The sequence below is a fragment of the Rathayibacter sp. AY1A2 genome (assembly GCF_002930935.1).
Classification (GTDB): domain Bacteria; phylum Actinomycetota; class Actinomycetes; order Actinomycetales; family Microbacteriaceae; genus Rathayibacter.
Map to the genome: position 1 here is coordinate 236,986 of NZ_PSTP01000003.1, position 23,046 is coordinate 260,031.

Sequence of the window (23,046 nt, forward strand, 5' to 3'; positions counted from 1 at the left end):
AGAAGCCTAACCCGGGCATGCGAAGGAGCCGGACCCCCTGAGGGGCCCGGCTCCAGCGACGAGAACGTCAGGAAGCGGTCGAGGCCGCGTTCTGCGCGGCGCTCTGCGGCTCGTCCTCGGCGACCCACAGCTCGTCGTCGGCGCGGAACGTCTGCCAGACGGCGTAGCCGATGCCGCCGACGGCGACCAGCGCGGCGCCGATCGCGAAGACCGTGCCGACCTTGCTCTTCTTCTTCGGCGGAGTGGTGAGCTCCTCCCAGCGCGCCTTCGAGATCTCGGCGAGCTTCGCGCGGTTCTTCGAGTCCTTGGCGGCCTCGAAGGCGGCGGCGGCCGTGCCGCCCACAGCGGCGAAGGTCGGGACGACCTTGTGCTTGTAGGCGTTGCGTGCCGAGGAGTACGTGCCCTCGACGGCCGAGACGCCGTTGTCGTAGACCGGCTTGACTCGCGAGTCGTACGTGTCCTTGACGAAGGGGACGAGCTCCTTCTTGGCGTACTTCGACGCGTGGCGGCGGCTCTTCTCGAGCACGGAGGCCGCGTGCGCCAGCACCTCCTGCTGCTCGCCCCAGACCGCCTCGGCGTTCTTGCGAAGACGCTTGAGGTCCTTCTTGTGCTTACGTGACAGACCCATGTTGGTCCTCCATCGGCTACGAGCAGCGAACGCCTCAATACTGCCACTCATCGATCGGCGTCCGCATCGCGCACCCAGCGCATTGACACCGGGCGTTGCAGGGGCCTACAGACGCGCTGTGCGAGAATCCGAGCATGCCTTTGCACACCGCAGTCGCGACGTTCCACACCAACAAGGGCGACATCGTCGTCAACCTCTACGGGAACCACGCTCCCAAGACGGTCCGCAACTTCGTCGGTCTCGCGACCGGCGACATCGAGTGGACCCACCCCGCCACGGGTGCGAAGACGAAGGAGCCGCTCTACAACGGCACCGTCTTCCACCGCATCATCCCCGACTTCATGCTCCAGGGCGGCGACCCGCTCGGGCAGGGCATCGGCGGCCCGGGCTACCAGTTCGACGACGAGATCAACTCGGAGCTCGACTTCACCCAGCCCTACATCCTCGCGATGGCGAACGCCGGCAAGCAGGCGGGCCGCGGCACCAACGGCTCGCAGTTCTTCATCACCGTGGCGCCGACGACCTGGCTCCAGGGCAAGCACACCATCTTCGGCGCCGTCGCCGACGAGGAGTCGAAGAAGCTCGTGCAGTCGCTCTCGGCGGTCCCCACCGACGGCCGTGACAAGCCGCTCGAGGACGTCGTGATCGAGAGCGTCGAGATCACCGAGGTCTGATCGCCTCATCCACCACTCATTCGAGGGCCGGGTCCGTCAGGGCCCGGCCCTCGTTCTCCCCGGAGGCACGTCCGTGACCCAGGTCCCGCCGAGCAGCACCTACTCCTGCTACCGACACCCCGACCGGCAGAGCTTCGTGCGCTGCCAGCGGTGCGGCCGCACCATCTGCGGCGAGTGCCAGACGCCCGCTCCGGTCGGAGTGATCTGCCCGGACGACATGGCGCAGCAGCGCGCCACCGCGCCGCGCACCCGCGGTCCCCTTCTCTCCCGCGTGCGGGCCATGACCCGCGCCGACCAGCCGACGGTGACCTACGCGATCATCGCGCTCTGCATCGTGCTGTGGATCGTCGAGATCCTCCCCTTCGTCGGCGGGCCGGCGGTCAACGCTCTTCTGTACGCCCCCGCCTACACGCTCCCCGGCTTCGGCGCCGGTTTCGAGCCGTGGCGGATGCTCACTTCGGTGTTCCTCCACAGCACGTCGCTCTTCATCGTCATCCCGTTCCACCTGGTGCTGAACATGTACACGCTGTGGGTGTTCGGCATGGTGCTCGAGCGGATGCTGGGCCGCGGGCGGTACCTCACCCTCTTCCTCCTGAGCGGTTTCGCCGGGTCGGTGGGCGTCCTGCTCCTCGCGAACCCGCTGACCCCGGTGATCGGCGCCTCCGGTGCGATCTTCGGGCTGATGGGCGCGTACCTGGTGATCCTCCGGCACCTGGGCGGTCAGGCGTCGCAGCTGCTGGTGCTGGTCGGACTGAACCTCGTCATCGGCTTCCTGCCCGGGATGAACGTGGCGTGGCAGGCGCACGTCGGCGGTCTGGTGGCGGGCGCGCTCATCGGGCTGGTCTTCACGAAGACGCGGCAGCGCGCCCAGCGGCGCACGCAGAACCTCCTCGTCGGGCTCATCGGAGTCGGACTGGTGGCGATCACCGCGGGCGCCTATGTCCTCGGCTGACCCCGTCCTCTCCCGCAGCGGCGGGTCCGGCAGTGCCTCGCGCACTCCCGGGCCCGCCGCTTCGTCGTTCCCGCGGCGACCGTCTCCACCGCTGTCCACAGGTGCTCTCAACAGGTGGGGAGGAAGTTATCCACAGAGTTGTTAACACTGGGGAGAACGTCCCGGGTGTCCTCCTCGGGAGGACGATCCGGGGACGGCGGCGCGTCCGAGGACCGGCGGACTGGTGCGGATCCGGGCCCTGCTCGCCTCGAGCAGGCCAGCGCGGCGGGGACCGCGGAGTTCTCCACAGGAGATTCCACAGCTGGGGATAATTACAGCGGTGTAGTTCTCCGGCGGACGGCCACCAGGGCCGTCGCCTCACGGTCGTCGTCGCGGTGCAGCGAGGTGGCGAACCCGGCCGCCTGGAACGCGGAGGCACTCGCCGCGGCCTGATCCGCGCCGACCTCGATCACGACGACGCCGTGGGGTGCGAGCCACGCTCCCGCCTCCTGAGCGATGCGGCGGTGGAGGGCGAGCCCGTCCGATCCGCCGTCGAGCGTGAGCATCGGCTCGTGCACCCGGGCCTCCGGCGGCATGAGCGCGATCGCCGCGGTGGGGACGTAGGGGGCGTTGACGACGACGACGTCGATCCGCCCGCGCTCACTCCGGGGGAGAGCGTCGAAGAGGTCGCCCTCGTGGACGTCGGCGCGGCCTGCGAGCGTGCGGCGCGCGCAGGCGACGGCGGCGGGGGAGAGGTCGGCCGCGAGCAGGCGGACGTCCGGCCGCTCCTCCGCGATCGACCGGGCGAGGGCGCCGGATCCGCAGCAGAGGTCGAGCACCACGGCGCCGTCCGGGAGGACCTCCAGGGCGCAGTCGACCAGCCACTCGGTGCGCACGCGGGGCACGAAGACGCCGGGTGCGACGGGGACGCGCAGGCCGCGGAAGGCGACCCAGCCGAGGATCTGCTCGAGGGGCTCGCCCGTCTCGCGGCGACGGAGCAGCAGCTCGAGGTCGGAGGAGGAGTCGGCGGCCTCCTCGAGCAGGCCCGCCTCCTCCTCGGCGAAGACGCAGCCGGCGGCGCGCAGACGCTCCACCGACGACGAACGCCCCGTCGGCGGACCGGACGGGGCGTCGTTCACGACTGGGGGAGGTTCAGCGCCAGCGCGTCGTCATCAGGAAGCCGATGAACGCGATGCCGAAGCCGATCAGGATGTTGAGGTTGCCGAGATCGGGGATCGGCAGGGTGCCCTGGCTCACGTAGAAGACGATGATCCAGGCGAGTCCGAGCAGCATGAAGCCGAACATCACCGGCTTGAACCAGACCGGATTCGGTGCGTTCTCGCCGGTCCGGGCCTCGTCGCGCTCGGGCTTCGGGCTCTTCGTCGCTCGTGCCATGCCGACCACTGTACCGGGCGGAGGCTCCGGGCCGGGAGCGTCGGGGCTGCGCGGGTGCTGTGCGGACTCGCGGAGCGGCCGGTGCGGGCGCTCGAGTGGTCTCATCGGCCCTCCTCAGGCGGCGACTCGGGAGGGCTCTCCACAGGTCCGGATCATGCGCCACAGCGGGTCACGGCTCGCGCCTAGACTCGTCGCATGACCGCCCAGAACCCTGACGGGGCGGCTCTGCGGCCGCGAGCGAAGCGACGGAGGGCCCGCCCGGTCCGACGACTCTCGTTCTTCGGAGTCGTCGGCGAGCTCCTGATGACCGCCGGCGTCCTGGTCCTGCTCTTCCTGGCCTGGCAGCTCTGGTGGAACGACGCGGTGATCGCGGGCCGGCAAACGACGCAGGCCGCGGAGCTCCGCGAGACCTGGGGCGATTCCTCTCCGGCACCGCAGCCGACCGAGGCCGCCCCGGCGGAGCCGGTCGTCGCGTCGGTCGCCGCCCTCGACACCTCCTTCGGCAACCTCTACATCCCCCGCTACGGCGAGGGGTGGGTGCGCACGATCGCCGAGGGCATCGACGCCGAGAACGTGCTCGACGAGGGGAGCATCGGCCACTACCCCGGGACGCAGATGCCCGGCCAGGCCGGCAACTTCGCGCTCGCCGCGCACCGCAGCGCGTACGGCGGAGGCATGCACCTGATCGACGAGCTCCAGCTCGGCGACCCGATCTACATCGAGACGGCGGACGGCTGGTACACCTACCGCTTCCGCAATCTCGAGTACGTCCAGCCCTCCGACGTCCAGGTGATCGACCCGGTTCCGTGGACTCCGGACGCGGCTCCGACCGATCGCCTGATCACGCTGACGAGCTGCAACCCGCTCTACTCGACGGCCGAGCGGATCATCGCGTACGGCGTCTTCGACTCGTTCCAGCCTCGGTCCGCGGGCGCCCCCGCCGAGATCGCCGCCTCGCTGGCTCAGGAGGGCTGACCGTGTATGCAGCGCTGTGGCGGCTCCTGCCCGGGCCGTGGTGGGTCCGGCTCCTGATCGTCCTCGTCCTTGTCGCGGCGGTCCTGGTCGCGCTCGACGAGTGGGTGTTCCCCTGGGTGCAGTCGCTCGTGCTCGACCGGAACGTGACCGTCGGCTCGTGACCGCCGGCGCGGCCCCGCGGATCCTGGTCGTCGACCACCACGACAGCTTCGTCTTCACGCTCGTCTCGTACCTCCGCGAGCTCGGTGCCGAGGTCGACGTGGTCGAGGGCGACGATCTCGGGACGACGGCGCTCCTGGCTCGCGCGGAGGAGGCGGACGGAGTCCTGGTCTCACCCGGGCCGGGCCGTCCCGGGGACGTCCCCGCGTCGACGGCGCTCGTGCAGCGGGCGGAGGCGACCGGGCGGCCGCTGCTCGGAGTCTGCCTCGGCCACCAGGTGCTCGCCCACGCTCTCGGCGCCCGCGTCACGGAGGCGCCGGAGCTGCTGCACGGCCGGACGTCCGCGGTCCTCCACGACGGAGATCCGCTCTTCGACGGCCTGCCCTCCGGATTCGCCGCGATGCGGTACCACTCGCTCGCGGTCGACGGTGAGAGCCTTCCCGAGGAGCTGCGGGTGACGGCGCGGACACCGGAGGGAGTGGTCATGGCCGTCCGGCACCGGAGTGCTCCGCTCGTGGGCGTGCAGTTCCATCCGGAGTCGGTCCTCACCGAGGGCGGGCGGCGCCTTCTCGAGAACTGGCTGCGCGAGGTGACGTCGATCCGGTCGTCCGTATCGGCCGACGACACGCCCGGACTCTCGATCCCGGCTCGGTGAGGCGGAATTCGCCGGGCTTATCGGGCTCGTTATCGAGTCGAGAGCATTGAGAATGATCAGCGACCACCGTCCCCCGAACGGGGATGCCGCCCTGAGTGCGTTCTCACGTAGAAATCCGCCATCTGACGGCTAAATGACGGTGGGCGGAGGAGAAAGCCGAGACAGGGTATGAGCGTGACCTTGTCCACCCCCTTGCGCACCCCCCGATCAGGTGGCGGGATTTGACGGGCTCCCGGCGGAGGATGCGGCCCCTTTTCCCTGCATAATCAGAGGGCGCCGACAGGGGGTCGGCGCCGCAGAAGAGAAGTCCGGGGGGACCTCATGGTCGCATCGATCTCCTGGGCTTTCTCGGGAATCCGAGAACTCGAGAATCTCGGACCGCGCATCGTCGTCAAACCCGGCACCGTTCCGAGCATCACCGGTTCGGGATTCGGCACCGCCGATCTGAGCGTCGTGCTGATGACGGTCTCGCCGTTGCGCGTCCTCCGCGGGACGTGGCCGGCCGACGACACCTCCTTCCTCACCTTCAGCTTCCTCATCGACGGCTTCGTGCGCATGGTCGCCCCGGACCGAACGGTGCTGCTGCGTCCGGGCTCGATCTCGTACCAGCAGGGGACGACGACGTTCACGACCGAGTCGACGACTCCGGCCACGATCCTCCACCTCTCGCTGCGCGCCGACGAGATGCGCCGCTACGGCTTCGACACGTCGGCCCCGGTCTACGCGCTCGATCCCGACGCCCGGTCCACCCGCGCCGCATACGCCTTCACGACCGCCTTCGCCCTCGCGGCGGAGTCCGGGACGGGGCTGCCCGGTGAGGGCGAGGTCACCGGCTTCGCCCACGTTGTCAAGCAGCTCCTCACCAGCGCGTTCCTCGCGGCGGCGAGCTCGCAGCCCGGCACCACGAGCGTCCGGGCCGCCACGCTCGGGCGCGCGCGCACGGTCATCGACCGGACGCACCGCACGCCACGCTGCACCCCGGAGGCGGTGGCCGACGCGGTCAACGTGTCCACCCGCTCCCTCCAGCGGCTCTTCGAGGACGCGGGCACCACCGTCGCGAGCGAGATCGAGCGCTCCCGGGTCGCCAGCGCCGTGGAGCTCCTGCGCCGCCGCCCGCGGGAGGTCCCGCTCGAGGCGATCGCCGCCGCGTCCGGATTCTCCTCGGCGGACCACCTCCGCCGTGCGCTCAAGCGCCGCGAGGGGCTCACCCCGAGCGACATCCGCGGCAGGATCGCGCGCCCCGCCGACGGATCGGCAGCCGGCGAGGTCGTGCGGCTCCAGCCCCCGCTCGCCGACGCGCGCCGGGCGTAGCCGTTCACCTCGGGGCCGTCGGCCTCGCGGAGCATCGACCCCGACGAGCGACGTCCGGACGAGCCCTTCTCGGCGCGCAGAGCAGCGGCCCGGCCTCCACCGAGCACCGTCGGCCGACGCCGCAGCCGCAGCGGGCTGCAGGCCGGGTCAGCCCGCGCAGTAGCCGAGCTGGACGGTCGATCCCTGCGGGACGTCGCCCGGAGCCAGGGACTGAGTCGTGATGGGCGGGTTCGCCCGGGTCGCGTCGCAGGTCTCGTCCGGGACCTCGACCCCCACGAGCTGCAGCTTCTCGGAGGCGAGGGTGGCCAGCGCGCTGCTGAGGGACGTCCCGACGAGGTCGGGGAGCGTGACCTGGCCGGAGGAGACCGTGAGGTCGACCGGCGTGCCCGGGGCGACCTGCTGGCCCGCTCCGGGAGAGGCGGCGAGTACGACGTCGCCCGGGACGGTCGGCGAGTTCTCGCGGGTCTGGGAGCCCTCGACGAAGCCGACGGCGGTGAGCGCGTCGATGGCCTCGGCGAGGCTCTGCCCGACGGTGTCCGGCACGGCGACGGGCTGCGGACCCTGGGACACGACGATGCGGATGACCGTCTCGGGCGCGACGATCGTGCCCGAGCCCGGATCCGTGCGGATCACCTCGCCCTCGGGGACGGTCGAGCTGTACTCCGCGACCTGGCTCGGCACGAGGTCGAGCTCGGTCAGGGTCGACTGGGCGCTGTCGTAGGTGGTCTCGGTGAGGGTGGGGACCTCGCGCGACTGCGACGGGAGGGTCGACGCGGGCTGGAGCGTCAGCACCCAGATCACGAGTGCGGCGACGATCACGGCCAGCACGACGATCGAGGACCAGATCCAGAGGACCGGCGGGCGGCGCTGGGTGCGGACGATCGAGTTGTCCTCGGCCAGCTGGCGGAGGGCGAGCTCGGAGTCGTTGACTCCACCTTGGCTGCGGGCCGCGAAGAGCGAGGTGGTCAGCTCGTCGATCGGGCGGTGGTCGGGGAGGCGTCCGGCGGCGGCGTCGCGCAGGTCGTCGCGGAACTCCGCAGCTCCCTGGAAGCGCTCGTAGCGGTCCTTCGAGAGTGCTCGGGCGACGACCGCATCGAGTGCGGGGGTGACGGCCGGGTTGATGGAGCTCGGCGCCGGCGGCGTCTCGCTGACGTGCTGGTAGGCGACGGCCACCGGGGTGTCGCCGCGGAAGGGCGCACGCCCGGTGAGGAGCTCGAAGAGCACGATGCCGGCGGAGTAGAGGTCGCTGCGGGCGTCGACCTGCTCGCCCTTCGCCTGCTCGGGGGAGAAGTAGGCCGCGGTGCCGAGGATCGCCGTGGTCTGAGCGACCGTGGCGGCGGAGTCGGAGACGGCGCGGGCGATCCCGAAGTCCATCACCTTCACCTGGCCCGACGGGGTCAGCATGATGTTGCCGGGCTTGATGTCGCGGTGGACGACGCCTGCGCGGTGCGAGTACTCGAGGGCGGTGAGGATGCCCTCCGTGATGCGGACGGCCTCGTCCACGTCGAGGGGGCCCTCGGCGATCAGGTCCTTGAGGAGGCGGCCCTCGATGTGCTCCATGACGATGAAGGGCCGGCGCGACTCGGCGCCGCTGTCGTCGAGCGAGACCTCCTCGCCCGCATCGAAGACCCGGACGATCGTGGGGTGCGACATGCGCGATGCGGACTGCGCCTCCTGGCGGAACCGCAGGCGGAAGGCGGAGTCGGAGGAGAGGGAGAGCTTCAGCTCCTTGATGGCGACGGTGCGGCCGAGCCGGGTGTCGGTGCCGAGGTACACCTCGGACATCCCGCCGCGGCCGAGCCGGGGCCCGACCTGGTACCGTCCCGCGATCAGGCGACCCTCATCCGTCACGCGCACGCTCCCGCCCTGTACTTCCGTGTGGTGCGGCCCCGAGGAGCCACGGCAAGTGTACCTATGGGCCCCTGGTGTTCCGGGCGGGGGCGCGACGCGACGGCCGCGAGGCGCCGGGCCGGAGCAGTGCCCCGAGCCGGCGCGCCGCCGCTACTCGGAGGGGGTGGGCGTCGAGGTGGCCTTCGAGGTGGGGGTCGGCGCCGGGGTCGGAGCCGGCTCCTCGACGGTGACGGAGAGGGTGGGCGAGGCCGCCGACTCCGACTCGCCGCAGAGCACGGTGTACGTGACGTCGATCGTGCCCGCCGTGGTGCCGGCCTGGATCGTCGCGGTCGTCGAGTTCGACGGGTTGGTGCTCGTCACGCTCGCGCCCTCACCGGTCGCGGTCACCCGGTAACCGCTCACGGAGGTTCCGCTCGGGCACTGGTTGTAGTTGCTCCAGGTGACGTTGAACGTCGCGCCCGCCTCGACGCTGGAGGCGGCGGGGGTGACGGTCGGCACGGCGGTCGGTGCGTCCGGGGTCGCGACCTCGGTGAAGACGGAGACCTCGATGGTCGTGCCCTTCACCACGTTCGCGGTGGGGTTCACGTCCTCGACGAGTCCGACCTGCTCGGCGGTGGGGGCGCTCGGACCGTCCGCGCGGCGGACGCCCATGCCCAGGGCCTCGAGCTCGGTCTCGACGTCGTCGAAGGAGCGCCCGACGTAGTCGGCCTTGTCGATGACGACCGTGTTCGAGGTCGGCGTCGGCGTGGGACTCGGAGTCTCGGACGGCGTCGGCGACGGGGCCGTGCTGGTCGGCGCGGTGGGGGAGGCGGCCGGGTCGCTGCTCCCGCCGGTCGTCAGGGCGAAGATCGTGCCCGCGATGACGACGGCGAGGATCACGATGAGGGCGATCAGCGGCCAGGTCCAGGGGCTGCGGCGACGCGGCTCCTCGGCCGGCTCGAGCGGATCCTCGATCGGCACGAACGGAGCGGCGGCCGCGGCCGCGGGCGCGCCGGAGGGGAGCACCGTGGTCGCCTGCGTCGCGCCCTGGTTGGAGGGGAGGACCGTGGTCGCCTGCGTCGCGGGCAGGTCGCTGAGGACCGCGGGGACGGCCAGCGCCGCTCCGCGCACGTCGCCCGAGCGCAGCGCCTGGGCCGCCCGCGCGAGGTGCGCGGCGGTGGCGGGGCGGTCGGCCGGCTTCTTGGCGATGCAGGAGTAGACGAGGTTGCGCACCGGCTCCGCGACCGTGACCGGCAGCTCCGGCGGGGTGTCGTTGATCTGCGCCATCGCGATGGCGACCTGCGACTCGCCCGTGAAGGGGCGGCGCCCGGCCAGGCACTCGTACGCGACGATGCCCAGCGAGTAGATGTCGGTGGCGGGGGAGGCGGGCTGGCCGCTCGCCTGCTCCGGGGACAGGTACTGGACCGTGCCCATGACCTGCCCGGTCGCCGTCAGCGGGACCTGGTCGGCGATGCGCGCGATGCCGAAGTCGGTGATCTTGACGCGGCCGTCCGGCGTGATGAGCAGGTTGCCCGGCTTCACGTCGCGGTGCACGAGGCCCGCGGCGTGCGCGGCGTGCAGGGCGAGCGCGGTCTGCGCGACGATGTCGAGGACCTTGTCGGTCGAGAGGACGCGCTCGCGCTCGAGGACGGTCGAGAGCGCCTCGCCGGGGACGAGCTCCATGACCAGGTAGGCCGACCCGTCCTCCTCGCCGTAGTCGTAGACGTTGGCGATGCCCTCGTGGTTGACCAGCGCCGCGTGGCGGGCCTCGGCGCGGAAGCGCTCGAGGAAGCCGGGGTCGCCGAGGTACTCGTCCTTCAGGATCTTGATCGCGATGGTGCGGCCGATGACCAGATCGGTCGCCTGCCACACCTCTCCCATGCCGCCGATGGCGATCCGGGACTGCAGCTCGTAGCGTCCCCCGAAGGTGAGGCCTGTCGTGGGTCTCATTTGTTCAGCACCGCCTCTAGTACCTGTTGTCCGATGGGTGCGGCGATCAGGTTGCCGTACCCGGTCTGGCCGAGCCCTCCACCGTTCTCCACGAGCACGGTGATGGCGTACTGCGGGTCGTCCGCAGGCGCGAAGCCGGTGAACCAGAGGGTGTACGGGTCGTCCCCGCCGTTCTCGGCGGTACCGGTCTTACCGGCCACAGTGACGCCCCCTATTGTTGCATTCGTCGCCGCGCCGCCCTGGACGCTGGCGACCATCATCGCCTTGACGGCGTCCGCGGTCTGCGTGCTCACCGCCCGGCCGAGCGACTTCTCCTGGAACTGCTGCAGCACGCTGAGGTCCTGCGAGCGGATCGAGTCGACCAGGTTCGGCTGCATCACCTCGCCGCCGTTCGCGATCGCCGCGGAGACCATGGCGATCTGCAGCGGCGTCGCACGCACCTCGTACTGTCCGAAGGCGGTGAGGGCCGTCTGGGCGTCGTCCGTCTTCGTCGGGTAGGTGCTCGCCTCGACCGACATCGGGATCTCGAGCTCGGTGTCGAAGCCGAACTTCTCGGCCTGCGAGCGGATCGCGTCCGCTCCCAGCTGCACGCCCATCTCGGCCATCGGGACGTTGCAGGAGAGCGAGACGGCGGTGGCCAGCGTGACCGTCTCTCCGGAGCCGCAGAGACCGCCTCCGGAGTTGATCACCTGCGACGAGGAGCCGGGCAGCGTGTACGACTCGACGTTGGGGAAGCTCGAGTCGGCCGTGAAGCGGCCGGACTCGAGGGCGGCCGAGGCCACGACGAGCTTGAAGACGGAGCCGGGCGGGTTGAGCGAGCCGCCGATCGCACGGTTCACGAGGGGCTCGGAGGAGTCGTCGTTCAGCGCCCGGTAGGCGGCGAGGACGTCGTCGGTGTCGTGGGAGGCCAGCGCGGTGGGATCGAAGGTGGGCTTCGAGACCATCGCGAGGATGCGTCCGGTGGCCGGCTCCGTCACGACGACGGCCCCCGTGTAGTCGCCGAGCGCGTCGAAGGCGGCCTGCTGGGCGACCGGGTCGATCGAGAGCTCGACCGACGCGCCCTTCGGGTCCTGGCCCGTGACGAGGTTGTTGATCTCGTCGAAGAACTGCGAGTTCGAGGTGCCCGAGAGGTAGTCGTTGAGCGTGCGCTCGATGCCGGTGGTGCCCTGGTTCAGGGTGAAGTAGCCGGTCACGGCGGAGTAGAGCGGGCCGTTCGCGTACTGCCGCTGGAACTTGTAGAGGTCGTCCGACGGCGTCGAGGAGGCGATCGGCTGACCGCCGGCGAGGATCGCGCCGCGTTCGGTCGAGAAGCTCTCGTAGAGGGTCCGCGTGTTGCGGCCGTCCTCGTCGAGGGAGTCGGCCTGGATCACCTGGATGGTGGTGGTGGAGAGGAAGAGGGCCACGAACATCGTCAGCACGACGAGGCTCACCCGTTTGAGTTCTCGGTTCATCGACGGATCACACCACCAGACGAGGCTGACTGCGGACTGTGTCGGACAGGCGCAGCAGCACCGCCACGATCATCCAGTTCGCCACGAGGGAGGAGCCGCCGGCGGCGAGGAACGGCGTGGTCAGGCCGGTCAGCGGGATGACGCGGGTGACGCCTCCGATGACGATGAAGCACTGCAGGGCGATCACGAACGAGAGGCCGACTCCCAGGAGGCGCCCGAAGTCGTCCTGCCCGGCGAAGCCGATGCGGAACCCGCGCGAGACCAGCAGGAGGTAGAGGCCGAAGATCGCGAAGAGCCCGGCGAGGCCCAGCTCCTCGCCGAGGCTGGCGATGATGTAGTCGGACTGCGGGACCGGCGTGAGATCCGGCATCCCCTGGCCGAGGCCCGTGCCGAGCAGTCCGCCGTGCGCGAGGCCGAAGAGGCCCTGCACGAGCTGGTAGCTGCCGCCCGGATCCGCCCCGTAGCGCTCGGCGCTGAAGGGCTCGAGCCAGTTGGCGAAGCGGTTGCCCACGTAGTCGAGCGTCTGGCTCGCCAGCAGCGCGCCGCCGAGGAACAGGCCGACGCCGATGAGGACCCAGCCGGTGCGGCCGGTCGCGACGTAGAGCATGACCAGGAACAGGCCGAAGTAGAGCAGCGCCGTCCCCAGGTCGCGCTGGAAGACGATGACGCCCATCGTGACCGCCCAGACCACCAGGATCGGGCCGAGGTCGCGCAGGCGCGGGAAGCGCATACCGAGGACGGTGCGGCCCACCATCGAGAGGGAGTCGCGGTTGCGCACGAGGTAGCCGGCGAAGAAGACCGCGAGGGCGATCTTGGCGATCTCGCCGGGCTGGAAGCTCGCCACGTCGCCGATCCCGATCCAGACGCGCGCGCCGCTGACCTCGCGGCCGATGAAGGGCAGGAGCGGCAGGAGGAGCAGCACGATCGCCGCGAACCCGGCGACGTAGGTGTAGCGGAACAGCACGCGGTGGTTGCGGATGACCAGCAGCACCACGATCGCCGCCACGACGGCCAGGGCGCTCCAGAAGATCTGCCGCACCGCCACCGACTCCCAGCCGGTCGCGCCGTCGGCGATGTCGATCCGGTAGATCTCGGCGACGCCCAGGCCGTTCAGCACGGTGGCGATCGGGAGGAGGAAGGGGTCGGCCGCCGGGGCCGCGAAGCGCAGCACGACGTGCACGGCGAGCACGAGCGCCGAGAGGCCGGCGCCCAGCGAGACCAGCGTGGTGTCGATCGAGCCGAGGGCGCCGAGCTGCACGAGCACGATCGCGCCGGCGTCGATCAGGCATGCGCCGATCAGGAGCAGGAGCTCGAGATTGCGCAGCTTCTGGCGGAAGAAGCCCTGCCGCTCGGGGGCGGGGCGGGCGGTGGCCGTGGCGGCGTCCGTCATGGTGCTCCGTTCGCGTCCGTGAGGCGCTCGACGATGTCGACCGCGCCGGCGTAGGAGTCGGCGCTGATCGTCTGCTCCAGCTGCTCGACGTCGTAGGCGCGGAGGGAGTCGAGCGGGATGCCCGTGTCCTCCTTCACCTCCGAGAGCGAGAGCGGGCCGACCGACTGCTGGATGCCCTGGTAGATGATCACGGTGTCCCCGTCGGTGCCGACGTAGAAGCGGGACTGTGTCCAGTCGTAGGCGAAGAGGATCCCGAGGAATCCGATGATCAGCACGAGGGACAGGCCGACGAGCCAGGTGATGCGGCGGCGCAGGTGCCGGCGGCGGTCCTCCTCGATCAGCTCGTCGAGGTAGTCCTCGGACGCGGGCTCGAAGTGGGTGGGGCCCTGCGCGGCGGGAGCCCGGGTGTGCAGGCGGAGGCCGGGGATCCGGACGCGGTTCTGCGAGTCGTCGGTGCTGAAGGGCGTGGGTGCGGCGGCGGATCCGACGACCACCGGCTCCTCCACGGGGGCGAGGATGCGCGCGGTGTCGCCCGCCCCGGGGATGTCGAGGACGACGACGGTGACGTTGTCCGGGGCGCCGTGCGAGAGGCTGTCGCGGATCAGGCGGTCGGCCACCTGCTGGGCGGTCTCGTCGCGGCTGAGCTCCTTGAGGATCTCGTCGTGCGGGACGACGCCGGAGAGGCCGTCGGAGCAGATCAGCCAGCGGTCGTGCGGCTCGGTCTCGAGCGTGAGCGTGTCGATCTCGGGGTTGGTGTGCACGTCGCCGAGGACCCGCATCAGGACGGAGCGGCGCGGATGCGTCATCGCCTCCTCCTCCGTGATGCGGCCGGAGTCGACGAGGCGCTGCACGAAGGTGTGGTCGGTCGTGACCTGCTCGAGCCGGCCGTCGCGGAGGACGTAGATGCGGGAGTCGCCGATGTGCGCGATCGCCACCGACTCGCCGACGCGGGCGATCGCGCTGACGGTGGTGCCCATGCCGGTGAGCTCGGGGTGGTCGACGACGGCGTCGGCCAGCAGGGTGTTGGCCGCCAGCAGGGTGCGCTTGAGCTCGTCCTCGGCCTCGTAGGTGGAGGCGTAGACGCGGTCGGCCTCCGCGATGCGCTTGATCGCGATGGAGGAGGCGACGTCGCCGCCCGCGTGGCCGCCCATGCCGTCGGCGACGACGAAGAGCTGCCGGCCCGCGTAGCCGGAGTCCTGGTTGTTCGAGCGGATCCTGCCGACGTGCGAGACGGCGGCGCTCTCGCGCACCGCGCCGTGGCCGGAGCCGCTCTCCGGAGTGGGGGCCACGCGCTACGACCGCCGCAGTTCGAAGGTGGTGGTGCCGACCTTCACGGGCGTGTCCAGCGGCACCTTGGTGGGCGCGCCGACGCGGCGGCCGTCGAGGAAGGTGCCGTTGGTGGAGTCGAGGTCCTGGATCATCCACTCGTCGTTCCAGAGGAGCAGGCGGGCGTGGTGGGTCGAGGTGTAGTCGTCGCGGATGACCAGCGTCGACTCCGCGGAGCGGCCGATCGTCAGCGGGTCGCCGGTCAGCTCGAGCTCGGTGCCCCGCTTGGGGCCCGAGGTGATCACGAGGCGCTGCGCCGTGTGGACCGTGGCGGCGCCTCCCTGCTCGGCGCGCTCGGCGGCGGCCTCTCGGCTCCTCCGGGCCGAGGGGGCCGACGGGGAGGCGGGCTGCGCGGGCGCGGGAGCCGCGGCGGCCGCGGCGACCACGGGCTGGGCCGCCGTCACGAACGGGGCCTCGGGGGACGCGGCCTGCGCGCCGGGCGGCAGCTTGCGCACGCGCTGCCCGAACAGGTCGGAGCGCAGCGCGTAGACGATGCCGAACACGAAGAACCACAGCAGCGCGAGGAACGCGATGCGCAGGAGGAAGAGAGTGAGCTCGCTCATAGCCGGTCGTCCCAGAATCCCTCGGAGCCGCGTCCGGCTGCCCTGCCGGACGACGGGCGGTCGGTGCGTGCGGGCGCGGAGCCCTGCACGACGCGGTAGACGATCGAGGTGCGCCCGATCGTGATGGTCTGCTCGGGGGCCAGGGGCGCCTGCGTGACGGGCCGGCCGTCGAGCTTGGAGCCGTTCGTGGACCCGAGGTCGTGCACCTGGGCGCGGGAGCCGTCCCAGAGGATCTCGACGTGCTTGCGGGACGTGCCCGAGTCGTCGACGGTGATGTCGGCGTCGCTGCCGCGGCCGATGACGGTGCGCGCCTTCGTGATCGGGTGGCGCCGGCCGTCGATGTCGAGGACGGGCGTGTAGGCGACGGTGCCCTTCACGCTGCGGGAGTCGACCTCGACCATGCCGTCGCTGAGCGCCGGATCGACGGCGAGGGAGATGTCGATCGGGCCGGGGAAGCGGAAGCCCTGCTTGGTGGCGTGCTCGGTGGCGACCGTGGTGAGCTCGTCGATCAGGGTGGCGCCGAGGCGCTGCATCCGGTCGAGGTCGGTCGCGGACATCCGCAGGACGAGGCTGTTGGGGACGAGGATGCGGTCGCGGCTGACCACGGCGGCGGAGGTGTCGAGCTCCCGGCGGAGGGCGGAGGCGAGCTCGACCGGCTGCAGACCCGACTTGAAGGTCCGCGCGAACGCGCCGTTGACGACGCGCTCGAGTCCCTTCTCGAAGTTGTCCAGTATGCCCACAGTCTTCCGATCTTCCGGTTCTTCGCCTTCTCGGCGGTCGCGCACGGATCGAGATGTCTGCGCGCCCGTCGCCGCTTCCTCTTCTTGGTCTGCGCCGCGCACGGCTACGGGCATGTTACTGGGATGGTCTGGATGCGCGATCCTCCGCAGTGGTTTCGCGGCCGGACTGCCGTGTGCGCGCTCTCACCGGGGCGGCTCGGCGGCGGCTCCCGGGGGAGCGGCGGCCCGGGACGGTGAGCGCCGGTTCGGCTCGGGGGCCGGGGGGTGCTACGATTTCTCGTCGGCGCTTCGGTGCCGCTGGTGAGCGCGAGTGGCGGAATAGGCAGACGCGCACGGTTCAGGTCCGTGTGCCCGAAAGGGCGTGGGGGTTCAACTCCCCCCTCGCGCACCAGACTTCACGAGAACCGGAGTTCGAGAGAACCGGGTTCGAGAGAACCAGAGGAGAAGCCCCCGATCGGATGTCCGGTCGGGGGCTTCTTCCGTTCCCGGGTGCGGTGCGCCGCGGGGCGGGCTCCTGTCGTGTCGTTCTCGCGGACGGCGTCCCGCGGAGGGGCGGTGTTCACCGGGAGGTCGGCGCGAGGTCGTCCGGCGCGGGCACGCTCGCGGGGTGATCGCCCTCCGTGCCGACGTGTCCGCCCTCGATCCGCAGGCGCTGCCCGAGCTGCTCCGACGCCTCCGCCGGCACCGGAGCGTGCAGGTGGGGGAGTGCCAGTGGATCGCGGTGCTGCCCGGATCGGGCCCGGTGCTGCTGACGGCCGGCGACCGGCTCGTGCTCGACCTGCTGATCGAGCGGCGCGCGCTGCTCCCCGTGGTGATCGACGCGCTCGAGGCGGAGGTGCGCAGCGGCGGCTTCCGCGAGCGGATCGCGCTGAGCTGGAGCACGCCGGACACGGTGCCCGTGCTGCTGCGCTGACGAGCCGCGGTCAGCGGCGGGTGAGCTCCACGACCGGGATGATGCGGGTGGTGCGCTTCTCGTAGTCGAGGAAGCCGGCGGAGGCGGTGGTGAAGCGGGCCCAGCCAGCGTCGCGCTCCTCCCCGGCGAGGACGCGCGCCCGGACGTCGACGGTGCCGTCGTCGGGGGTCTCGATCGCCAGGTCCGGGTGGGCGATCGTGTTGTGGAACCAGGCGGGGTGCTTCGGCGCACCGGCGGCGGACGCGGCGAGCAGCCAGACGTCCTCGGAGGGGTGCAGCGCCATCAGCGGAGTCACGCGCTCCTCACCGGAGCGGGCGCCGCGGTGGTGCACCAGCACGAGGCTCCTCCCGAAGCCGCCCGTGGTCACGGTCCCGCCGTTCGCGCGGAACTCCTCGATGATCGTGTCGTTCCAGTCGGCCATGCTCGTCCTCCTCGACGCGGTGCCGGCACTCGAGTGCCGGGGTCAGGCGCGGGCGCCCAGAGCGTCCTCGCGGCTGCTGCTCCCACCCGGCGGCTGTGCGCCCCCGGTGACGGCGGCGGGATCCGCCAGCGCCCGCCGCCAGGGTAGCTCCGCGGCGCCGACGAGTTCCAGCCTCGAGCGCAGGGCCGCGCGCTCGATCCGCACGCCGCGCGCGAGGTCGCTCAGGGCGCGGGCCGAGACGCGGGCGGCGAGGCGCTCGCGGTCGACGGTGAGCAGCGAGCCGAGGAAGCCGCCGAGCACGACCGCGGTGGGGTTGAAGAGGTTGATGTAGGTGGACAGGCCCTCCGAGAGCAGGTCGACCTGGCGGGCGACCTCGCCCAGGACGGCGGGGTCGCGGGAGGTGCCCAGGGCGATGTCGAGCTCGTCCTGGTCGAGGACGCGGGCGCCGAGGACGTCGAGGAGGGAGCGCATCCGGACCTCGGCCTCGAGGCAGCCGCGCCGGCCGCAGCCGCAGAGGCGGCCGTTCGTGGCGACGAGGGTGTGGCCCAGCTCGGCCGCGAACCCCGAGGAGCCCTGGAGCGGGACGCCGCCGATGATGACTCCTCCGCCGATGCCGCCCGCGCCGCCGGTGACGTAGACGACATCGGCCACGCCGTGCGCGGCTCCGAAGAGGGACTCGCCGATGGCGCCGAGGGTTGCGTCGTTGCCGACGGCGACCGGGAGGTCGAGGGCGCGGCTCAGCTGGGTGGCGAGGTCGACGTCGCGCCAGCCCAGGTGCGGGGCGCGGTGGACGAAGCCGGAGTCGGCCTGGACGAGGCCGGGGACGGCGACGCCCGCGCCGACCAGCGTGCGGAGCGACTCCCGCTCGGAGCGGAAGCCCTCGACGATGCCGGTGACGACGCGGACCACCGTGGCCGGGCTCGCGGGCTTGGGGGTGTCGAAGCGGACGCGGCGCAGCAGCTCGCCGTGCAGGCCGACGAGGCCGACGATGATCGCGTCGGTGTCGAGGTGGACGCCCACGGCCGCGAACCGGTCGCCGGGGACGACGGTGGCGCTGGGGCGGCCGATGCGGCCGTCCGGTGCGGTGGTCTCCTCCGCCACCCAGCCGAGCTCGCTCAGCTCGCCGACCAGGTTCGCGACGGCGGAGCGGTTCAGCCCGGTGAGGCGGCCGAGCTCGGCGCGGCTGGTGGGACCGGAGCGGTGCACCAGCGTCGCGAGGCTCGCGAGGTTCGTGCGGCGCAGCAGCGCGTTGCTGGAGGCTCCGACTGCTCCTGCCATGATCGCCTGCCTGTCGCTGGACCCCGACGGGTCTCGGATGCACTCGGGCGCGGCTCCCCCGAGGAGAAGCCGCGCCCGAGAACTGTAGAAGAGAAGGACGAGGAGCGCCGCTGGGCGGCGCCCGGCGTTCGCCTAGCGGCCGCCGGCGCGGCGCTTGTTGAAGATGTCGAACGCCACCGCGAGCAGGAGCACGAAGCCCTTGATCGCCATCTGCCAGGCTGCGTCGACCGAGAGGATGGACAGGCCCATGTTGAGCACGCCCATCACGAGTCCGCCGATGACGGCTCCGACGACGGTGCCCACGCCTCCCTGGACGGCGGCGCCGCCGATGAAGACCGCGGCGATCGCGTCCAGCTCGTAGTTCTGTCCGGCCGAGGCGACCGCACCGCCGGCGCGGGCGGTGCTGACGATGCCCGCGACTCCGGCCAGTGCGCCCATGTTGACGAAGATGAAGAAGTTGACCCACTTCGTCTTGACGCCGGACATCATCGCGGCGAACAGGTTGCCGCCCATCGCGTAGATGTGGCGGCCGAAGACCGTCCGGCCGAGCACGAAGCTGTAGGCGAGGATCAGCACGGCGAGCACGATCAGGATGATCGGGGTTCCGCTGTAGCCGGCGAGCAGCCAGGAGAGGGCCATGATCGCGATGACGGCGATGGCCGACTTCGCCACCAGCGAGCCGATGGGCTCGCGGGGCAGCTCGAGGCGGCGGAGGGTCGCGCGGCTGCGGAGCTGCTGAGCCACGAGGACGACGCAGACGATCAGGCCGAGGACCAGGGTGAGCGCGTCGCGCCCGGCGATGCCGCCGAGGACGCCCGGGAGCCAGCCGGCGCCGATCGCGGTGAACTCGGTGGGGAGGCCGTTGATCGTTCCGCCGGTGAGGAGGACGAGGGTGAAGCCGCGGAAGATCAGCATGCCCGCGAGGGTCACGATGAACGCCGGTATGCCGACGAAGGCGACCCAGAAGCCCTGCCAGGCTCCGACGGCGGCGCCGGTGACGAGGGCGACGACGACGGCCGCCCACCAGGGCAGGCCCCAGTTGTTCATCGCGATCGCCGAGATGGCGCCGACCATCGCCACGACCGAGCCGACCGAGAGGTCGATGTGGCCGGCGATGATGACCATCACCATGCCGATCGCGAGGATCAGCACGTAGGCGTTCTGCTGGATCAGGTTGTTGACGTTGCCGGGCAGGAGCAGGCGCCCGCCGGTCAGCACCTGGAAGAGCAGGACGATGATGGCCAGTGCGGCGAGGATGCCGTACTGGCGGAGGTTGATGTTCAGCCGGCGCGAGCGCTTGGGCGGGGTGGAGGGCGTGTTGGCGGGCGTGTCCGCCGGCGCTGTGGTGGTCGTGGCGCTCATCGGGCCTGTTCCTTTCCGGCGGTCATGTAGTGCATGAGGTGCTCCTGGGTGGCGTCGGCGCGATCGATCTCGCCCGTGATCCGTCCCTCGGAGATGGTGTAGATGCGGTCGGCGAGGCCGATCAGCTCGGGCAGCTCGGACGAGATGACGACGACCGCCTTGCCCTGGGCCGCGAGCTCGTTGATGATGCCGTAGATCTCGTACTTGGCTCCCACGTCGATGCCGCGGGTGGGCTCGTCGAGGATCAGCACGTCGGGACCGGAGAAGATCCACTTCGAGAGGACGACCTTCTGCTGGTTGCCGCCGGAGAGCTTCCCCGTGACGGCCGAGACGGTCGGCGCCTTGATGTTCATCTTCGATCGGTACGAGTCGGCGACCTTGTACTCGCGGTGCTTGTCGATCACGCCGAGCCGGGCCAGGCGCGAGAGCGCGGCGGCCGAGACGTTGACGGTGATGTCGCCGATGAGGTTGAGCCCGTAGCGCTTGCGGTCCTCGGTCGCGTAGGCGAGGCCGTTGCGGATCGCCTCGTCGACGGTGCGGGTCTGGATCTCCTCGCCGTCCTTGTAGACGCGGCCGGAGATGCCGGTGCCGTAGCTCCTCCCGAAGATGCTCATCGCGAGCTCGGTGCGTCCGGCGCCCATCAGGCCCGCGAAGCCGACGATCTCGCCGGCGCGGACGGTGAAGGAGGCGTCGTCGACGACCACGCGGTTGATGTCGACCGGGTGGTGGACCGTCCAGTTCTCGACGCGCAGCTTCTCCTCGCCGATCTGCGGGTCGCGCGGCGGGAACATGCTGTTGAGGTCGCGGCCGACCATCGCGCGGATGATCCGGCTCTCGGACGCCTCCTCGCCCGCCATCGGGAAGCTCTCGATGGTGCGGCCGTCGCGGATGATCGTGACGGTGTCCGCGATGGCGCGGATCTCCTTCAGCTTGTGGCTGATGATGATGCAGGTGATGCCCTGCTTGCGGAGCTGGTCGATCAGGCCGAGCAGGTGGTCGCTGTCCTCGTCGTTGAGGGCGGCGGTGGGCTCGTCGAGGATGAGGAGCTTCACCTCCTTGGCGAGGGCCTTGGCGATCTCGACGAGCTGCTGCTTGCCGACGCCCAGCTCGAGGATCTTGGTCGCGGGGCTCTCGGCGAGGCCGACGCGGGCGAGCAGCTTGGCCGCCTCCGCGTTGGTCGCGTTCCAGTTGATGACGCCGCGGGTCGACTTCTCGTTGCCGAGGAAGATGTTCTCGGCGATGGAGAGGTAGGGGCTGAGGGCGAGCTCCTGGTGGATGATCACGATGCCGTCGGCCTCGCTGTCGTTGATCGACCGGTACTGCGCCTCCTCGCCCTCGAACTCGATGGTGCCCTCGAAGCTGCCGTACGGGTACACGCCGGAGAGGACTTTCATCAGGGTCGACTTGCCGGCGCCGTTCTCGCCGCAGATGGCGTGGACCTCGCCGGGCTGGACCGAGAGCGAGACGCCGTCGAGGGCGCGGACGCCGCCGCCGAACTCCTTGACGATGTCGCGCATGATGAGGATGGGACTGGCCAACAGGGCCTCACTTCGTTGGGGGGGAGTGGTGTGCGGACGGGGAGGCGGGGGCGGGGAGGATCGCTCCTCCCCGCCCCCGCCCGACGGATCAGAGTCCGACGTCGCCGGCCTTGAGGAAGCCGGAGTCGACGAGGACCGACTGCACGTCGTCCTTCGTGACGACCTGCGGCTCCAGCAGGTAGGACGGGACGACCTTCTCGCCGTTGTCGTAGGTCTCGGTGTCGTTGACCTCGGGCTCCTCGCCCGCGACGATCGACTGCACCATCTGGAAGACGCGGTCGCCGAGGGTGCGGGTGTCCTTCCAGACCGTCATGGACTGCTCGTCGGCGAGGATCGCCTTGACGTTGGCCTTGTCGGCGTCCTGGCCGGTGATGACCGGGTAGTCGGCGCCGGGGGTGTAGCCGGCCGACTTCAGCGAGGCCTCGATGCCGATGGCCAGGCTGTCGTTGGGGGAGAGCACGACGTCGACCTTCTGGCCGCCGGTGTAGAAGGACGAGAGGCGGTTGTCCATCTCGGACTGCGCCTTGTCGGAGGCCCAGCCCTGGATGCCGATCGAGGCCCAGTCGTCGTCCGACGCGGGCGACTTGCCCGAGGGGACGGTGAGCTTGCCGCTCTCGATGTAGGGCTGCAGGACGTCCCACGCGCCGGAGAAGAAGAACTTCGCGTTGTTGTCGTCGGGGCTGCCGGCGAAGGGCTCGAGGGTGAAGGGACCCGCGGCGTTCTTCAGGTCGAGGGTCGACTCGATGTACTGGCCCTGGAGCTGGCCGACCTTGTAGTTGTCGAAGGTCGCGTAGTAGTCGACGTCCGCGGTGCCGTTGATGAGACGGTCGTAGGCGATGACGGTGGCGTTCTGCTTCTTCGCCTCGGCGAGGACGGGCGCGAGCGCCTCGCCGTCGATCGCGGCGATGACCAGGATCTTGGAGCCGCCGGCGATCTGGTTCTGGATCTGCGAGATCTGCTGATCGGTCTTGTTGTCGGCGTACTGGAGGTCGACGGTGCAGCCGTCGCCCTCGAGCTGCGACTGGAGGCCTTCGCCGTCGTTGATCCAGCGCTCGAGGCTGCGCGTGGGCATCGAGATGCCGACGGTGCAGTCGCCTTCCGCGCCGGCGCCGGCAGCGGCGCCTCCGGAGTTGGCGGGGCTCGCGGAACAGGCCGCGAGGCCGAGGGAGATGATGCCGGCGGCGGCCAGCGTGGTGATGCCGCGGGAGAACTTCATGGAGTGCATTCCTCTCTGAAAGCAGTGTCCGAGGGAGAGGACGACAAGAGGCGTGCACGTGTGGCGCACGTCGTCGTGTCGTCGCCCGGGAGGGCGGGAGAGCCCCGAGGGGCTTTGTCCACGGAGAGAACATATTCCTTCGATCGGGGGGAGTAAAGCGCGGGCGGTGAATTTGTCCAGGCGATGCCGAAATGTGATCTTCGGGACGTCGACCCCCGCCGTTGCTGGGAGAGAACGCTCTCACCGCTCGGCTCCCGCCCGGCTCGCGCCCCTCCGCCGGGCGCCCGCCGCCGTCCGCGTGAGGGAAACGCGAGGACTCCGGGCCGGGCCGTAGGGGAAC

Annotated in this window: 22 protein-coding genes and 1 tRNA gene; 8 read left to right on the forward strand and 15 right to left on the reverse strand. The window is 71.0% G+C overall.

The genetic code is table 11. The features are described 5' to 3' along the window. Positions 1 to 67: 67 nt before the first annotated feature. Positions 68 to 628, reverse strand: a complete 561-nt coding sequence (locus C5B93_RS05150; RefSeq protein ID WP_104232995.1) for a hypothetical protein — start codon at positions 626 to 628, stop codon at positions 68 to 70. Between the two features lie 134 nt (positions 629 to 762). On the opposite strand from C5B93_RS05150, the gene C5B93_RS05155 reads away from it, so the two are divergent. Both C5B93_RS05155 and C5B93_RS05160 read left to right on the forward strand, forming a co-directional pair. Continuing rightward, complete coding sequence (locus C5B93_RS05155; protein ID WP_104222669.1) at positions 763 to 1,302, forward strand: peptidylprolyl isomerase; 540 nt, start codon at positions 763 to 765, stop codon at positions 1,300 to 1,302. Positions 1,303 to 1,375: 73 nt separating this feature from the next. Continuing rightward, a complete protein-coding gene (locus C5B93_RS05160; protein ID WP_104222668.1) occupies positions 1,376 to 2,254 on the forward strand; it encodes a rhomboid family intramembrane serine protease in 879 nt (292 codons plus the stop codon). 311 nt (positions 2,255 to 2,565) lie between these two features. Here the strand turns inward: C5B93_RS05160 and C5B93_RS05165 are convergent, their stop codons facing one another. Together C5B93_RS05165 and C5B93_RS05170 are read right to left on the reverse strand one after the other, a co-directional pair. Further along, positions 2,566 to 3,327 carry a putative protein N(5)-glutamine methyltransferase gene (locus tag C5B93_RS05165; RefSeq protein WP_104291951.1) on the reverse strand — a complete coding sequence of 254 codons (762 nt, stop codon included), beginning with the start codon at positions 3,325 to 3,327 and terminating at the stop codon, positions 2,566 to 2,568. 58 nt (positions 3,328 to 3,385) lie between these two features. Beyond that, positions 3,386 to 3,628, reverse strand: coding sequence for a cell division protein CrgA (locus C5B93_RS05170; protein WP_104222667.1), 243 nt, complete (start codon positions 3,626 to 3,628; stop codon positions 3,386 to 3,388). 195 nt (positions 3,629 to 3,823) lie between these two features. On the opposite strand from C5B93_RS05170, the gene C5B93_RS05175 reads away from it, so the two are divergent. The 4 genes from C5B93_RS05175 (at position 3,824) to C5B93_RS05185 (ending at position 6,728) form a co-directional block, all read left to right on the forward strand. After that, a complete protein-coding gene (locus C5B93_RS05175) occupies positions 3,824 to 4,603 on the forward strand; it encodes a class E sortase (RefSeq protein WP_104232997.1) in 780 nt (259 codons plus the stop codon). Between the two features lie 2 nt (positions 4,604 to 4,605). After that, the gene (locus tag C5B93_RS17185) at positions 4,606 to 4,764 is read left to right on the forward strand and encodes a hypothetical protein (protein WP_167299010.1); all 159 of its coding nucleotides are present in this window, start codon (positions 4,606 to 4,608) and stop codon (positions 4,762 to 4,764) included. Further along, positions 4,761 to 5,417: an aminodeoxychorismate/anthranilate synthase component II gene (locus C5B93_RS05180; protein WP_104257946.1), complete on the forward strand. Its 657-nt coding sequence runs from the start codon at positions 4,761 to 4,763 to the stop codon at positions 5,415 to 5,417. Before C5B93_RS17185 ends, C5B93_RS05180 begins: the two co-directional genes overlap by 4 nt. Positions 5,418 to 5,738: 321 nt before the next feature. Then, positions 5,739 to 6,728, forward strand: a complete 990-nt coding sequence (locus tag C5B93_RS05185; RefSeq protein WP_104222664.1) for a helix-turn-helix domain-containing protein — start codon at positions 5,739 to 5,741, stop codon at positions 6,726 to 6,728. Between the two features lie 147 nt (positions 6,729 to 6,875). Here the strand turns inward: C5B93_RS05185 and pknB are convergent, their stop codons facing one another. From pknB to C5B93_RS05220, 7 genes are all read right to left on the reverse strand, one after another. Next, entirely contained in the window at positions 6,876 to 8,579 is a 1,704-nt protein-coding gene (pknB, locus tag C5B93_RS05190) for a Stk1 family PASTA domain-containing Ser/Thr kinase (protein WP_104291978.1), read from the reverse strand. Between the two features lie 150 nt (positions 8,580 to 8,729). Then, on the reverse strand, positions 8,730 to 10,508 hold the full coding sequence (locus C5B93_RS05195; RefSeq protein ID WP_104291952.1) for a protein kinase: 1,779 nt from the start codon (positions 10,506 to 10,508) through the stop codon (positions 8,730 to 8,732). After that, a complete protein-coding gene (locus C5B93_RS05200) occupies positions 10,505 to 11,959 on the reverse strand; it encodes a penicillin-binding protein 2 (RefSeq protein ID WP_104232999.1) in 1,455 nt (484 codons plus the stop codon). The genes C5B93_RS05195 and C5B93_RS05200 overlap by 4 nt, the downstream gene beginning before the upstream one ends. Positions 11,960 to 11,966: 7 nt before the next feature. Beyond that, the gene (locus C5B93_RS05205; RefSeq protein WP_104291953.1) at positions 11,967 to 13,349 is read right to left on the reverse strand and encodes an FtsW/RodA/SpoVE family cell cycle protein; all 1,383 of its coding nucleotides are present in this window, start codon (positions 13,347 to 13,349) and stop codon (positions 11,967 to 11,969) included. Then, positions 13,346 to 14,638, reverse strand: coding sequence for a Stp1/IreP family PP2C-type Ser/Thr phosphatase (locus C5B93_RS05210; protein WP_244229533.1), 1,293 nt, complete (start codon positions 14,636 to 14,638; stop codon positions 13,346 to 13,348). The genes C5B93_RS05205 and C5B93_RS05210 overlap by 4 nt, the downstream gene beginning before the upstream one ends. Positions 14,639 to 14,641: 3 nt before the next feature. Next, positions 14,642 to 15,238 (reverse strand): FHA domain-containing protein, encoded by a 597-nt coding sequence (locus tag C5B93_RS05215; protein ID WP_104255650.1) that lies wholly within the window; start codon positions 15,236 to 15,238, stop codon positions 14,642 to 14,644. Then, positions 15,235 to 15,978, reverse strand: coding sequence for a DUF3662 and FHA domain-containing protein (locus C5B93_RS05220; protein ID WP_104225775.1), 744 nt, complete (start codon positions 15,976 to 15,978; stop codon positions 15,235 to 15,237). Before C5B93_RS05220 ends, C5B93_RS05215 begins: the two co-directional genes overlap by 4 nt. Before the next feature lie 304 nt (positions 15,979 to 16,282). Between C5B93_RS05220 and C5B93_RS05225 the strand changes: the two genes are divergently transcribed. Both C5B93_RS05225 and C5B93_RS05230 read left to right on the forward strand, forming a co-directional pair. Next, positions 16,283 to 16,369: transfer RNA gene (locus C5B93_RS05225), tRNA-Leu, on the forward strand. Positions 16,370 to 16,585: 216 nt separating this feature from the next. Continuing rightward, positions 16,586 to 16,891, forward strand: coding sequence for a hypothetical protein (locus C5B93_RS05230; RefSeq protein ID WP_104291954.1), 306 nt, complete (start codon positions 16,586 to 16,588; stop codon positions 16,889 to 16,891). Positions 16,892 to 16,901: 10 nt separating this feature from the next. On the opposite strand, the gene C5B93_RS05235 is transcribed toward C5B93_RS05230, so the two are convergent. The 5 genes from C5B93_RS05235 to chvE all read right to left on the reverse strand — a co-directional run bounded on the left by C5B93_RS05235 (position 16,902) and on the right by chvE (position 22,706). Then, positions 16,902 to 17,312, reverse strand: a complete 411-nt coding sequence (locus C5B93_RS05235; RefSeq protein ID WP_104255652.1) for a nitroreductase/quinone reductase family protein — start codon at positions 17,310 to 17,312, stop codon at positions 16,902 to 16,904. Between the two features lie 42 nt (positions 17,313 to 17,354). Further along, positions 17,355 to 18,590, reverse strand: coding sequence for an ROK family transcriptional regulator (locus C5B93_RS05240; RefSeq protein ID WP_104222655.1), 1,236 nt, complete (start codon positions 18,588 to 18,590; stop codon positions 17,355 to 17,357). Between the two features lie 132 nt (positions 18,591 to 18,722). Continuing rightward, a complete protein-coding gene (gene mmsB / locus C5B93_RS05245) occupies positions 18,723 to 19,952 on the reverse strand; it encodes a multiple monosaccharide ABC transporter permease (protein WP_104291955.1) in 1,230 nt (409 codons plus the stop codon). Further along, positions 19,949 to 21,469 (reverse strand): multiple monosaccharide ABC transporter ATP-binding protein, encoded by a 1,521-nt coding sequence (gene mmsA / locus C5B93_RS05250; RefSeq protein ID WP_104222653.1) that lies wholly within the window; start codon positions 21,467 to 21,469, stop codon positions 19,949 to 19,951. The genes mmsB and mmsA overlap by 4 nt, the downstream gene beginning before the upstream one ends. A gap of 109 nt (positions 21,470 to 21,578) precedes the next feature. Continuing rightward, positions 21,579 to 22,706, reverse strand: coding sequence for a multiple monosaccharide ABC transporter substrate-binding protein (gene chvE / locus C5B93_RS05255; protein ID WP_374952918.1), 1,128 nt, complete (start codon positions 22,704 to 22,706; stop codon positions 21,579 to 21,581). Between the last annotated feature and the right edge of the window lie 340 nt (positions 22,707 to 23,046).

Coding starts and splice junctions, on each gene's coding strand:
- C5B93_RS05150 (WP_104232995.1), bottom strand. CDS start 628: ATGGGTCTGTCACGTAAGCACAAGAAGGACCTCAAGCGTCTTCGCAAG.
- C5B93_RS05155 (WP_104222669.1), top strand. CDS start 763: ATGCCTTTGCACACCGCAGTCGCGACGTTCCACACCAACAAGGGCGAC.
- C5B93_RS05170 (WP_104222667.1), bottom strand. CDS start 3,628: ATGGCACGAGCGACGAAGAGCCCGAAGCCCGAGCGCGACGAGGCCCGG.
- C5B93_RS05175 (WP_104232997.1), top strand. CDS start 3,824: ATGACCGCCCAGAACCCTGACGGGGCGGCTCTGCGGCCGCGAGCGAAG.
- C5B93_RS05185 (WP_104222664.1), top strand. CDS start 5,739: ATGGTCGCATCGATCTCCTGGGCTTTCTCGGGAATCCGAGAACTCGAG.
- C5B93_RS05195 (WP_104291952.1), bottom strand. CDS start 10,508: ATGAGACCCACGACAGGCCTCACCTTCGGGGGACGCTACGAGCTGCAG.
- C5B93_RS05200 (WP_104232999.1), bottom strand. CDS start 11,959: ATGAACCGAGAACTCAAACGGGTGAGCCTCGTCGTGCTGACGATGTTC.
- C5B93_RS05205 (WP_104291953.1), bottom strand. CDS start 13,349: ATGACGGACGCCGCCACGGCCACCGCCCGCCCCGCCCCCGAGCGGCAG.
- C5B93_RS05215 (WP_104255650.1), bottom strand. CDS start 15,238: ATGAGCGAGCTCACTCTCTTCCTCCTGCGCATCGCGTTCCTCGCGCTG.
- C5B93_RS05235 (WP_104255652.1), bottom strand. CDS start 17,312: ATGGCCGACTGGAACGACACGATCATCGAGGAGTTCCGCGCGAACGGC.
- C5B93_RS05240 (WP_104222655.1), bottom strand. CDS start 18,590: ATGGCAGGAGCAGTCGGAGCCTCCAGCAACGCGCTGCTGCGCCGCACG.
- mmsB (WP_104291955.1), bottom strand. CDS start 19,952: ATGAGCGCCACGACCACCACAGCGCCGGCGGACACGCCCGCCAACACG.
- mmsA (WP_104222653.1), bottom strand. CDS start 21,469: ATGCGCGACATCGTCAAGGAGTTCGGCGGCGGCGTCCGCGCCCTCGAC.
- chvE (WP_374952918.1), bottom strand. CDS start 22,706: ATGAAGTTCTCCCGCGGCATCACCACGCTGGCCGCCGCCGGCATCATC.